The organism is Nocardia sp. NPDC049737, assembly GCF_040674755.1.
GTDB lineage: Bacteria > Actinomycetota > Actinomycetes > Mycobacteriales > Mycobacteriaceae > Nocardia.
Window position 1 is genome coordinate 328898 of sequence record NZ_JBFANH010000003.1, and the last position, 12618, is coordinate 341515.

The 12618-nt window shown below is 66.0% G+C and carries 10 protein-coding genes; 6 read left to right on the forward strand and 4 right to left on the reverse strand.

All coding sequences use genetic code 11. The annotated features are described in order from the left end of the window. Positions 1-126: 126 nt before the first annotated feature. Genes AB0J47_RS06365 through AB0J47_RS06380 form a run of 4 tightly spaced genes read right to left on the reverse strand, consistent with a single transcriptional unit; the run spans position 127 to position 4897 of the window. Positions 127-1158 (reverse strand): cysteine synthase family protein, encoded by a 1032-nt coding sequence (locus AB0J47_RS06365; protein ID WP_364341165.1) that lies wholly within the window; start codon positions 1156-1158, stop codon positions 127-129. 52 nt (positions 1159-1210) lie between these two features. Further along, positions 1211-2731 carry an alanine racemase gene (locus AB0J47_RS06370; protein WP_364341167.1) on the reverse strand — a complete coding sequence of 507 codons (1521 nt, stop codon included), beginning with the start codon at positions 2729-2731 and terminating at the stop codon, positions 1211-1213. After that, on the reverse strand, positions 2722-3732 hold the full coding sequence (locus tag AB0J47_RS06375; RefSeq protein WP_364341169.1) for an ornithine cyclodeaminase family protein: 1011 nt from the start codon (positions 3730-3732) through the stop codon (positions 2722-2724). The genes AB0J47_RS06370 and AB0J47_RS06375 overlap by 10 nt, the downstream gene beginning before the upstream one ends. Next, on the reverse strand, positions 3704-4897 hold the full coding sequence (locus AB0J47_RS06380; protein WP_364341171.1) for a TauD/TfdA family dioxygenase: 1194 nt from the start codon (positions 4895-4897) through the stop codon (positions 3704-3706). The genes AB0J47_RS06375 and AB0J47_RS06380 overlap by 29 nt, the downstream gene beginning before the upstream one ends. Positions 4898-5212: 315 nt before the next feature. Here AB0J47_RS06380 and AB0J47_RS06385 point away from each other — a divergent pair, with 315 nt between their 5' ends. The 6 genes from AB0J47_RS06385 to eno all read left to right on the forward strand — a co-directional run bounded on the left by AB0J47_RS06385 (position 5213) and on the right by eno (position 12533). Next, positions 5213-6730, forward strand: a complete 1518-nt coding sequence (locus tag AB0J47_RS06385) for an ABC transporter substrate-binding protein (protein ID WP_364341173.1) — start codon at positions 5213-5215, stop codon at positions 6728-6730. After that, positions 6727-7653: an ABC transporter permease gene (locus AB0J47_RS06390; protein ID WP_364341175.1), complete on the forward strand. Its 927-nt coding sequence runs from the start codon at positions 6727-6729 to the stop codon at positions 7651-7653. The genes AB0J47_RS06385 and AB0J47_RS06390 overlap by 4 nt, the downstream gene beginning before the upstream one ends. A 28-nt stretch (positions 7654-7681) precedes the next feature. Further along, entirely contained in the window at positions 7682-8551 is an 870-nt protein-coding gene (locus AB0J47_RS06395; protein ID WP_364341177.1) for an ABC transporter permease subunit, read from the forward strand. Next, positions 8548-10152 carry an ATP-binding cassette domain-containing protein gene (locus AB0J47_RS06400; protein ID WP_364341179.1) on the forward strand — a complete coding sequence of 535 codons (1605 nt, stop codon included), beginning with the start codon at positions 8548-8550 and terminating at the stop codon, positions 10150-10152. Before AB0J47_RS06395 ends, AB0J47_RS06400 begins: the two co-directional genes overlap by 4 nt. Before the next feature lie 211 nt (positions 10153-10363). Next, positions 10364-11089: a lytic murein transglycosylase gene (locus AB0J47_RS06405; RefSeq protein ID WP_364341181.1), complete on the forward strand. Its 726-nt coding sequence runs from the start codon at positions 10364-10366 to the stop codon at positions 11087-11089. Positions 11090-11246: 157 nt separating this feature from the next. Then, positions 11247-12533, forward strand: a complete 1287-nt coding sequence (eno, locus tag AB0J47_RS06410) for a phosphopyruvate hydratase (RefSeq protein ID WP_364341183.1) — start codon at positions 11247-11249, stop codon at positions 12531-12533. The last annotated feature ends 85 nt before the right edge of the window (positions 12534-12618 follow it).

Below are 12618 nucleotides of genomic sequence, written 5' to 3' on the forward strand. Positions count from 1 at the left end.
CTGAACCGAGCGTCATCAGTCCGATCGCAACTCGTCGCTGAGCATTTGAGTTAGGCAACCCTAATGGAGTGATCATTTCAGACGTACGGGGTGTCGCGCAACGATGATCGAAAACGCGCATGTGCTTCATCGCGCCTCGACGAGTTGGTGGCGGCGGGCGGGAGCGTAGCGGTCGAGCATGGCGTGCACTTCGCGTTCGGTGGCGGCGTCGAGCAGATCGCGTTCGCGCATCCACTCGTCGTCGAAGACGGTGTCGAGATATTTCTCGCCGCCGTCGCAGACGATGGTGACCACGGTCGAGCCGGGCGGGAACTCTTCGAGGCGGGTGAGCGCGGCGTGTACCGAGCCGCCCGCGGAACCGCCGATCATCAGACCGAGTTCAGCCGCGACCGCGCGGGCGGTCGCGAAGGCTGCGATATCGGAGACCTTGACGCCCTCGTCGAGCAGCGAATAGTCCACGGCGGTGCCGATGGTGGCGCCAGGCGGGGTGCCGGTGCCGGACTGCCAGTACGGTCCGCCCGGCCCACCGAAGGCGATCGAGCCGACGGGCTCCACACCGATCACCCGTGGCGTGCCACCGAGTTGGCGCAGTCGGGTCGCGGTGCCGAACAGCGAACCGCCGGTGCCCACTGCGGATAGCAGGATATCGACGCGCTCCACGTCCTCCAGCAATTCTTCGGCCACGGCGTAGTACCCGACCGCGTTCGCGTCGTTATTGTGCTGTTCGGTGAAGTACGCATCCGACTGTCCGGCCGCCATCGCCTCGGCCAGGTCTTCCCGCGCCGAGGTGGCCAGGTTGTCGTCGCCCTCATCGGCGACGAATACCAATTCCGCACCCATTGCTCGCATCGCGCGCAGCTTGTCCTTACATGCGTGGTGATCGACCACGGCGGTGAAGCGATACCCACGTTCGGCAGCGACTACCGCGAGGCCGAGCCCAGTATTCCCGGATGTGGACTCGATAATATGCCCGCCATCGCTCAGCAAACCTCGACGCTCCGCATCATCGATCATCGCGCGCGCCATCCTGATCTTGGCCGCACCCGTCGGATTGAACTGCTCGAGTTTGAGCAGCAGCCGGGTGCCGGTCGCGGTGGTCGCCAGTTCGAATAGCGGGGTGCGACCGATCAGATCCGTCACGCGCGTGACGAGCGGCATGGAGGTCTCCTCGTTCGGGCCGTAAGGAATATTGGTCGAATGGGGTGCCGGATTATCCGGCATCGAGCGTCCAACGGAGTCGATCGCCGGTGTCGTGCAGTACCACCTTCGGCGGAATCGGCAGTTCATGAAAGGCCGATTCGTTCGAATCCATTTGGTAACCGGCGGTATTCGGATAGATCAGCAGATCGCCGACCTCGGCTCGTCGCGGTAACGGGATGCGCCGCCAGCTGAGCATGTCGGACTCCAGACAGCTGGCCGCGCCGACGCAGGTCGGGGTGAGCTCGCCCGGATGCGAGGGCCACAGTATCGGATCGGGGAGGTATTCACTATCGAACCACTGCTCGGACAGGCTCAGGCTGGTGCCGTCGACGGTGAGCAGTTGGTAGCGGTGACCGTCGGCGTGGCGGGTCTTGGCGCCTTGCACCCGGAAGACGCTGGACCCGGCGCGGTCGAGCAGTGCCCGTCCGGGTTCGATGGCGAGCCGGAAATCGTTGTCGCGCAACCGTTGCGCAAGTGCGTTGTGCTCGAGAATGGCCGTGAGCATGGCCGGGCCCGGCGCCGGGAAGTGGTAGGGGTAGTACGAATCGAAGGACTTCCCCGCATAGAACCACCGGCCGTTCGCGTGTTCGGTGAACTCCGACCAGGCGCTCGCGGGCACATAATCGACGCCGAACCCACCACCGATGGAGATAGTGGTGGCCGGATGACCCAGTGTGCGGGCATCCAGACAGCGGTTGATCAATTCGTCGGCCTGTTCGGCGCGTGCGATGGCATCGTAGCCGGAAAGGTGGAAGCTGAAGCCATGCAGCCGAATTGATTCGTGGCCGACGGTGCCGGACGCGCCGATCACCGAGATCGCGCGATCCAATTCCGTGGCGGTCATGCCGAATCGGCTCGCGGATCCCTTGGGGAGCACGCGAAGTAGTACGCGAGCCGCGGCGGCCGGGGTGGTGCACGCGGCCAGCCTGTCGAGCTCGTCGAGGCTGTCCACGGCGATCAATGCGCGGTGCCGCACCGCCAGCCAGAGCAGATCGTCGGATTTGGCGGGACCGGTGACCATGAGCTCGCCACCGCGAACGCCCTGTGACAGTGCGGCATTCAGTTCACCGATACTGGAAACATCAACGCCCGCACCATATTCGGCGCAAGCACGCGCCACGCAGGCCGCCTTGTTGGCCTTCTTGCCGTAGTAGATGGAGCCATCCACACCGGCCCGCTCGAACGCACGCTGGAACCCGTTGATATTCACCGCAACTCGTGACGGATACATCACATGGAAGGGCCCACCGATCGCGAATGCGATATCGCCGAGCAGATTCGGATCGGCGAGAAGCCTGCGCTCCCAGTCGTCGGTGTGTGCTGGCAGGGCGGGTGCGCAGATGCTCAGCAGCCCCTGCACCGCCGCCAGCACGGCGGGATCGGGGGTAGCGCCGGTACTCGACGGATGGTCGCCGAGTTCGGCCTTGTCGCGGGTCGAGCCGTCGTCGAACAGCAGCGTGCCGTCGGGTTCGGCGGTGCCGGGGGCGCGCACCTTCTTGTCGAACTCGACGGCGCTGATGTCTAGTCCCACAGCGGCACCTCCGTGCCGCGGCCCTCGGCAATGGCTCGTTCGGCGAGTGCGTGTGCCACCGCGATATCGGTCAGTACCAGCCCGCTGTTGTAGACGAAGATTCGTTCGTCATCGGAGCGTCGGGCGACCGCGCGGCGGCTCAGGATCTGCGGCAGTTCGGCGTCGACGGTGCGCAACCTGCCGTCGGGACCGGCCATATCGGTGCCGGTCAGCGCCATTTGCTCGGCGCTGGTCGCGATTACCCGATCGGCGTCGACCAGAGTGGACGGCGCCAAGCCGTAGCCGACGAGCACGACGGTGGAACCCGGTGCGAGATCCTCGGATTCGATCGCGACCTCGGTGCCGGGCCCGGCCGTCGCCAACACCACATCGGCGACACCGGCGGCCGCGCGCGGATCCTCGACGGTCTCCAGCAATGCGTGCGGGTTGTATTCGGCGAGGTAATCGCGCACCGCCGCCAGACCCTCCGGGTGGGTGCCGTAGAGCATCAGCTTGCGCAGCTGCGGGTTGGCGGCGAGCAAGTGCGGCAGGGCGTTTCGGCCCTGAGTGCCGGTGCCGATCAGCAGCACGCTCTCCGCGCCACGGCGCGCGGTCTCGCGCACCAGCAGCGCCGAAACCGCCGGGGTGCGCAGCGCACCGACCCTGGCGCAGTCCATCATGGCGATCGGTGCGCCGGTGCTGTCGTCGTAGAGCGTGATGGTCGTGTAGTAGCGCTTGGTGCTGCGGTCGTGGCCGGGATCGAATTTGTAGGAGGTCTTCATCGCGACGACCCGGCGCCGGCCGTCGCGCCCGAGCATGGCGTAGGCCACCGACCAGCCGTCCGGATTCGCGACGCTGAGTTTGCGCGGATTATCCGAATCACCCGCGGCGAAGGCGAGATACGCGTCCTCCACCGCGCGCACTACATCGGCGGGTGTGATGGGCACGTCCGCGAGGTCGCTGCGGCTCAGCACCCGCAGTGGTGTGCTCCGGTCACGAGTGCTCAACGGTTCCTCGATCATGTTGTGTCGTATCCAGCCTTACTGCGTTCCGGGTGCTAGCCCGGTCCGGTACACCGTCGATCGCGAGCGGGTTGCTTGCCGCTCGGAACGGGGCGACGATCCGTTGCCCATAACCATTTTCGTCGGCCTCGGCCGCCCGCCGCCGACGTTCGGGCAGGCGGACATTGACGCGCTTGAGCCAGCGGTCGGTGCCGTCATAGCGCGCGCTGAACGGTACCCGACCGTGTACGGCCACGTCATTGTCCACCAGCAATAGCTCACCGGGGGTGAGAGCGGCGGTGACGCAGACGCGTTCGAGCTCTGCGGTGAGGCGCGCATACGCCAGTCGGAATTCGGTATCGGCATCGTCGAGCGGGGTGTATGCCGGATCGTAGCGAAGCGTCAAACCCGCTGTGTCATCGGCTGATTCGTCGCTCCACAGCGTTGGCAACGGCGGTGCGCAGTAGTGCTCGTGACCGGTGCCGTAGGAGACGTCGGGCAGGATCGGCAGGGTCGGCGTACCGAGTAGTCGGCGTTCGTCCTCGGAGAGTTCGGTCCGGCGCACCGAGGAGACGGTGGTGCCGACGCCGTCCGGATTGCGCAGACAGGCCAGCATCAGCAGGTTGGCCCGGTCCGGGTGGAATGCGTCCTCGGTATGCGGGCTGAGCAGGGTTTTGCTACTCGCACCGGACTGTTCGTGTTCGTGACCCGGCGAGGGCACGATGTTGTTGACCAGCCGGCCGCCCTGCTGACCCTGCCAGCCGAACGGTTCACCCGCGCTGCGGGCGAGCAGCAGCATCGCGATATCGAGTTCGAAGGAGCTCGCGCGGCGGTCGGATTCACCACTCCAGCGCGCCGCCTCGACCCAACTCGGCGGCGTCGGCCCGAATTCGGCATCGCTCAGAGGCAATTTGCCGACAACGGTGGCACCAACAGCGGTGGCGGGCGGGCGCATGGCGACGCGCACCGCGTCGGGCAACTCGCCGACGCGCGCATCGATTTGCGCGAGCAATGCCGGATCGGTCAGCGTGCGCGCGATATCGGCGGTGCCATCGGGCCGGGAGTCGAGCGTGATACATATCTCACGGGCGAGGGCGCGCACCGCGTGTCCGGCGGTACTCGGCAGCTCGCGCCGTTCGATATCCAGTGGGTGAAGCGTCTTACGTTCGGAGAGAACGCCTTTCACCTGGAATCCCTTCTTCGCATCGGGTCGAAAAGCGGGGGTATGACGATTCGATCTGCGAAGCTAGTGGCTCACGCCGCGTTAAGCAAGGCTTACCTAAGCGAGTCGGTAAAATAGCGCATCTGCATGACGGGGATCAGAGCCTGCCGCGGCTAGCTGTAGCTAATTTGCGGCATCGTCTTCGGGGTAGTGGCTGATAGCTGCGCTGCGGCAAAGTTCAACGCCCGGAGCCCTATTAGGCTAGCCTGTCCTAGCTAGATTCGCTAGGGTTCGCGGTCGCGCGCGGGTAACTCGTTGAGGTTCGAGGAAGGCAGCACCATGGAATGGAATCGACGACAACTCCTGCGATCGGGACTCGGTGTCGGTGCGGTGCTATTGGTCGCCGCATGTTCGGACGGCGGCAATTCGGGCGGACCCGCGCGGCGCGGTGGCACCCTGCGGGTCGGTGCGCTCGGCAGCGCGGCGCGCATCGAACGCGATCCGCATGCGAATCTCAGCAATGACAGCGATTTCCTCATCACCTCGCTGGTGTACGACGCGCTGACGGTACACGGCGCGAACCCGAATGTTGCTGCGCGCCTTTCCAGTCGGTGGGAAGCCGATGCGCAGCGACGCCGCTGGAGTTTCACCATCGCCGACGGTGCGACATTCCACGACGGGACCCCGGTGACCTCCGATGATGTGGTCTGGTCGCTGCGTCGGCTGCGGACCGTCGGCGGTGCGTCGAAAATGCCTGCCGCCGTGGAGGACATCACCGCAGACGGTCCGAACCGGGTCGTCATCGCCATGCCCGAGCCGAATTCCCAACTGCCGCTGCTGGTTCGGCTGATGACCTTCACAGTCAAGAAAGACACCACCGATTTCACCAAGGCCATCGGCACCGGGCCGTTCCGGTTGGAGTCCTATCAGGGTGGCAATGCCCGGCTGGTGCGCAACGATCGGTGGTACGGTCCGGCGCCACTGCTGGACGCGATCGAGGTCACCATGTTCGACAGCGTGACGGCACTGGGTAATGCGGTGCTCGGTGGGCAGATCGATCTGGCCTCGAATGTCGGTGCGATTGCGGGACGTACCGCCGAGGGGCGCGGTGATCTGCGGGTGGTGCGGCGGTCCAACGACACCATGGTCGGTGTGGCGATGCGGACCTCCGACGGGCCGTTCGCCGATGCGCGGGTGCGCGAGGCCATTCGGCTGGGTGTCGATCGCAAGGCCCTGGTCAATCAGGTGCATTCGGGGTACGGCACGGTAGCGAACGATATCCTCGGCACCGGTGATCCGTTGTACGACAACACCATTGCGCAGCGCAACCGCGATGTGGACCGGGCGAAGTCGCTGCTGCGCGATGCCGGATTCGATACCGGGCGCAGCTACCAGTTCCGTACCAAGGCCGAGGCCCCGGGGGAGGTCGAATCGGCGAAGGTGATCGCCACGCAGCTGGCGGATATCGGGCTGCACCTCGATGTCGTGACGCAGGAGTCGAATACCTTCTACGACCAGACCTGGTTGAAGGCACCGCTGTACACGGTCTCCTGGGGCACGAATGACTCCACACTGTTCTTCGCGACCAAGCTGATGTCCTCGGCATCCAACCGCAACGAAACCGCCTTCAAGGATGCCGAATTCGACGCGGCAACTGCGAAAGCCCTTGCCGCGGCCGATGACTCGGAATACGCGGCGGCCTGCCGTGACGTGCAGCGGATCCAGTACGCCCGCGGGGGTTATCTGGTCTGGGGCATGGCCGACGGTATCGATATCGCGACCTCCCGGGTGCGGGATGTGCCGACCCTCGGCGGCTTCGCCAGGGTGCAGTTGGAACGAGCCTGGCTCGCGGAGTGATCTCCTTCGCCCGACTCCTCATCCGGCGCGTCGTCCTGCTGGTCGCGCTGCTGGCGACGGTGTTCGCGGCCGTCGATCTGCTGCCGGGTAATTCCGCCCGTGCGGTGCTCGGCCGCGACGCGACCGCGGAGCAGATCGCGGCGAAGGAACACGAGCTCGGCCTCGACCGTCCGCTGCCGGCGCGGTTCCTCGACTGGATATCCGGTGTGGCGACCGGTGATTTCGGCCGCACCGCGCGCGGGCGATCGATCAATGAGCTACTGGCCGATAAGTTTCCGCCGACGCTGCTACTCGGCGGGCTCGCCTTCCTGGTGACGGTCTTCGCTTCGCTTCTGCTCGGCAGCTGGTGGGCGGCGCGGCGCGGCCGGGCTACCCGGTTGCTGCAGCCGACTACCACTGCGGCGGCGGCGATTCCGGAGTTCGTCATCGCGACCTTGTTGATCCTGGTGTTCTCCTTGGGTCTGGGTTGGCTGCCCGCCGTCACCATTACCGGGCGTTCCGGATTCCCGGCCAGTCCGGACATGCTGGTGCTTCCGGTGCTCGCATTGGCGATACCGCAGACCGGCTGGAACACCCGGGTGGTGCGCGCGGCGCTACTCGATTCCGCGCGCTCGCCGCATGTGGAAAGTGCGGTGCTGGAAGGACTTTCGACTACCGTCGTGCTGACCCGGCATGTGCTGCCGTTCGCGCTGCCGACGATTGTGGCGAGTTTCGCGACCACGGTCGGGATGCTGCTCGGCGGTGCGCTGGTCGTCGAGACCATCTTCAACTATCCAGGACTCGGTGCGGTGCTGGCGGGTTCGGTGGCCGATCGGGACACCTCCCTGATCGCCGCGGTGGTCGCGCTGACCGGGGTGGTCATCATGGTGATGCTGGCCATGGCGGACGGGATCCGGACCTGGGCATCGCGGGGGCGAATATGACCGGATTTCGACGTCCCGGAGGTCGCAAGTGAAGCGTTTCCTCACGGTATTGCCCGCGCTGGTGGTGGTTATCGCTGCTGCGCTCGGTCCGTGCCTGGCGACTCGACCTGCCGAGGAGGCGGTCGGGATACCGTTCGCGCGATCGGGTGCGGACACCTTGTTGGGTACGGACCGGCTCGGACGGGATGTGCTGGCGCAGCTGCTCTATGGCGGTTGGGGCCTGCTGTTGCTGGCGGGCGTGATCGCGGTCGCGGTGACCGGGTTGTCGTGCGTGCTCGGTGCGATCGCGGCATTGCGTCCCCGGGTCGGTGCGTTGATCGAGGGCGTTGCCGATTTCGCGATCCTGCTTCCGGCGGTACTCGGGATCTTGTTGGTGCTGACGGCATGGCCGGACGCCGGTGTCTACGGGCTTGTGGTGGTGGCGCTGCTTTTCGGGACTCCGTACAGCGCAAGAGTTTTCGCGGCGGCCGCTGCTGGTGTCGCGTCCAGCGGTTATGTCGAAGCCGCCCAAGCCGGCGGTGAAACTCTGCCGCACTTGGTATTCCGTGAGGTTATCCCGAATTTGCGCGCGGTATTGGCCGCGCAACTCGGTCTTCGCTTCGTAGAGGGCGTGTATGTGGTCAGCACCGCATCGTTTCTGCAACTGCCGACCACGCTCGGCGCGAGCAACTGGGCGGTCATGGTGCGCGAGAACTCCTCCGGCATGCTCCTCAACCCATGGTCCGTGCTGGCGCCGAGTCTGGCGATCGCGGTGGTCGCGGTCAGCGTGAATCTCGCGGTGACCTCGTTCGATCAGCATCGTCGGCGACGATGGGCTGTTCGCAGGTCGCACGGTTCCGAGTCGATGACCGGTACGGAGTCGCCGGTGGTGGGCAATGCTTTGGAGGACCAGAGATGAATGCGACTGTCGTCGTCGATGCGCTGACCGTATGCGGATCGAATGGTCAGGAATTGTTCGAGCCCACCAGTTTCAGCGTCGCGGCGGGCAAGGTAGCCGCCTTGACCGGTCCATCGGGATCGGGCAAGACAACCTTGATGCGGGCATTGCTCGGGCACTTGCCAGCAGGAGCCCGGCGATCCGCGGGGGCGGCCGTTGTGGCCGGACAGGATGTATTCGCGTTGCCTCCTGGAGCGCTGCAACGGTTCCGGCGTGATCATGTCGCCTATGTCGGACAAGATCCCGGCTCGGCCCTCAATCCGCTGATGCGGGTGCGTTCCCTGCTGAATGAGGTTCGCCACCCCGACGCCGCCGTGGCCGAAACCCTGGAACTGGTCGGCCTATCCGACGAGCATTTGCGCCGTCGCCCCGGCGAACTCTCCGGCGGTCAGCAGCGTCGGGTGGCCCTCGCGCGTGCGCTCGTTCGCCACACCGGGATCCTCATTCTCGATGAACCCCTGGCCGGGCTGCACGGTTCACTCCGTACCGATATCGCCCAGGTGCTTGCCGATATCGCCACCGAGCGCTCCGCCGCAATCTTGCTGTCCGGGCACGACACCGCGACTATCCATGCCATCGCCGATAACGTGATCGAACTAGGCGCGGTGCATTCCGAGGTAATCGCCCACACAGCTGTGCCGACATGTTCGAGTGCATCGAATTCATCGCAACCGAACGGGAGCGCCGCGTCGATCGTGAGATCGGCGATGGCACCGGAGGTGCCTTTCGGCCGAAACATCGACATCGCAAGCTCGGCTGCGCAGCCCGTAGGGCAGGGGGCGGTGGCAGTGCGCTCGAGGACTGTCGAGTCGGCTGCGCAACCGATGGAACCCATACTGCGCGCCCAGGATATCGGTGCCTCGATCGCCGGGCACGAAGTATTGGCGGACATCGATTTCGTACTGCCGGGCGGTGCGGCACTGGCGATCGTAGGGGCGTCGGGAGCCGGAAAGACCACTCTCGCGCGGGTGCTCGCCGGCCTGCACCGGGAAGCGACCGGATCGCTGGAACTGCGAGGCGAGTCGATCCCGGTCGGACCTGGCCGACGAGCTCGCAACGGCCGCAATGGTATTCAGCTGGTTACGCAGAACCCGCGGTCCGCGCTCAACCCCCGACGCACCGTCGCCCAGGCCCTGGGCCGCCCGCTGCGCCGACTCGCTGGGGTATCGAAACGAGGACTGGCGCAGCGTATTACCGATCTACTCGACTCGGTCGAACTCGCGCCGGATCTTGCCACCCGCTACCCGCACGAACTCTCCGGCGGCCAACGCCAGCGAGTGGCACTTGCCAGAGCGCTCGCGGCCGAGCCGGCCGTGCTGATCTGCGACGAGATCACCTCGGCCCTGGACCACAACACCGCTATCTCGATCATGACGCTGCTGGACCGCATCCGCGCCGAACACGGCACCGGCCTACTCGTAATCACCCACGATATGACCCTGGTCACCGGACACTGCTCGCAACTGGTCGTCCTCGACCACGGCCGGATTGTCGAATCCGGCTCGGCGACAGCGGTCCTCACCACCCCGGCGCACAGCGCGACCCGCGAACTCCTCGGTTAGGCGTTTCCCGTACAGCTTGTGCGTGATGCACGGTAGTTCTGCGAGGGCGAATCGACGGCTGCGTAATCGACGATCTGCTCGGTAATCTCGGATCACGGAGCGCATGACCACCGGGCATGCTGGGGTCTGCAAGGGGGAGGGATACATGACGTTGGGCTCGGCGCGACGCGTGCTTCGCGGGAATGGTCGTTCGGATCCGGATGATGGAGGAATGCTCGCGAAGCTGACCGGCGTATTGGTCGCCGCGATGGTGACCCTCGTGCTCGCCGGTTGCGGCGCCGAACGCAATCTGCCGCCCATTCCCGAGGGCATTCCGCCCGGTCCGGGTACGCCGCTGCCGCTGATCGATCTGGACGCGCCCGGCCGTACCGCCGTGCAGTTACGCGACTGGGCCGACGAGCAATCCGACAAACTCGGCATTCCGAGTGTTGCCCTGGAGTCGTACGGCTATGCCGCGGCGATCATGGGCCGGTCCCGGCCCGACTGCGGAATCGCCTGGACCACCATTGCCGGGATCGCCAGCGTGGAGAGTAAGCACGGCACCCATCGCGGTTCGGCGGTCGACGCGGATGGCACCGTGCGCCCGCCGATCATCGGCATCCCACTCGACGGTGCGCCGGGAGTGGCACTTGTCAAGGACACCGACAGCGGCAAGCTCGACGGCGATCCGGAGTTCGACAGGGCGCTGGGCCCACTGCAATTCATTCCGGAGACCTGGAAGCGCTGGGGTGTCGATGCCAATGGCGACGGTGTCGCGGATCCGCAAAATATCGATGACGCAGCACTCACCGCGGCCCGCTACCTGTGCGCGAGCGGTGGCGATCTGACCTCCGAGCGCGGCTGGCAGCAGGCTCTATTGACCTACAACCAGTCCAATGCCTACCTATTGACCGTCCGTGATCGCGCCGCCGCGTACAGCGTCGGGCGCCGGGCATGAGCACTCGTTGGAGCAAACAACGGATGCTCGTCGCGAGAGTGCGATGCGATTCGTCGGAGTGCCGGTTACTGCGCAGTCGTCGAGGACGCTAGGCTCGCAGGCGCACGGCCCTTCCCGTCAGACCTACCGTGCCAACAGCCGAAGGAGTGTCGTTTTCGTGGCCATCATCGAACAGGTCGGAGCTCGCGAGATCCTCGATTCTCGCGGAAACCCCACTGTCGAGGTCGAGATCGCCCTCGACGACGGCACCCTGACCAGGGCTGCCGTGCCCTCCGGTGCCTCCACCGGTGAGCACGAGGCCGTCGAACTGCGCGACGGCGGCGAGCGCTATGGCGGCAAGGGTGTGCAGAAGGCCGTCGAGGGTGTGCTCGACGAGATCGCGCCTGCCGTCATCGGTCTGGACGCGGTCGAGCAGCGCACCGTCGACCAGGTCCTGCTGGATCTGGACGGCACCCCGGACAAGTCCCGCCTCGGCGCGAACGCCCTGCTCGGCGTCTCGCTCGCGGTGGCCCGCGCCGCCGCCGAATCCTCGGGCCTGGAGCTGTTCCGCTATCTGGGCGGCCCGAACGCGCATGTGCTCCCCGTGCCGATGATGAACATCCTCAACGGTGGCGCGCACGCCGACAGCGGCGTCGACGTCCAGGAGTTCATGGTCGCCCCGATCGGCGCGACCACCTTCAAGGAGTCGCTGCGCTGGGGCGCCGAGGTGTACCACGCGCTCAAGTCGGTACTGAAGTCCAAGGGCCTGTCCACCGGTCTCGGTGACGAGGGCGGTTTCGCACCGTCGGTCGCGGGCACCAAGGAAGCGCTCGACCTGATCGGTGTCGCCATCGCGAAGACGGGCTTGAAGCTGGGCACCGATGTCGCGCTCGCACTCGATGTCGCCGCCACCGAGTTCTACACCGCTGGCAGCGGTTACAAGTTCGAGGGCAGCGTCCGCTCGGCCGCCGAGATGGCGCAGTTCTACGCCGAACTGCTCGCCGCCTACCCCCTGGTCTCCATCGAGGACCCGCTCTCGGAGGACGACTGGGACGGCTGGGTCACGCTGACCGATCAGATCGGCGACAAGGTGCAGTTGGTCGGCGACGACCTGTTCGTCACCAACCCGGAGCGCCTGGAGGAAGGCATCACCAAGGGCGCGGCCAATGCGCTGCTGGTGAAGGTCAACCAGATCGGCACGCTGACCGAGACTCTGGATGCCGTCGAGCTCGCGCACCGCAACGGCTACAAGACGATGATGAGCCACCGCTCCGGTGAGACCGAGGACACCACCATCGCCGACCTGGCCGTCGCGGTCGGCAGCGGTCAGATCAAGACCGGGGCCCCGGCCCGCAGCGAGCGCGTCGCCAAATACAACCAGCTGCTGCGCATCGAGGATGCACTCGGTGATTCGGCACGGTACGCGGGTGACGTCGCGTTCCCGCGGTTCGCGTTCGAAGGCTAGCCAGCCGCGGTGCGAGCGACGGGCCCGGAGGAGGCAGCCCTCGTAACCACGGACGGCCCCGGGAGCGCCGCAAGTTAGATACAGG

Coding starts and splice junctions, on each gene's coding strand:
- AB0J47_RS06365 (WP_364341165.1), bottom strand. CDS start 1,158: ATGCCGCTCGTCACGCGCGTGACGGATCTGATCGGTCGCACCCCGCTA.
- AB0J47_RS06405 (WP_364341181.1), top strand. CDS start 10,364: ATGCTCGCGAAGCTGACCGGCGTATTGGTCGCCGCGATGGTGACCCTC.
- AB0J47_RS06385 (WP_364341173.1), top strand. CDS start 5,213: ATGGAATGGAATCGACGACAACTCCTGCGATCGGGACTCGGTGTCGGT.
- AB0J47_RS06400 (WP_364341179.1), top strand. CDS start 8,548: ATGAATGCGACTGTCGTCGTCGATGCGCTGACCGTATGCGGATCGAAT.
- AB0J47_RS06375 (WP_364341169.1), bottom strand. CDS start 3,732: ATGATCGAGGAACCGTTGAGCACTCGTGACCGGAGCACACCACTGCGG.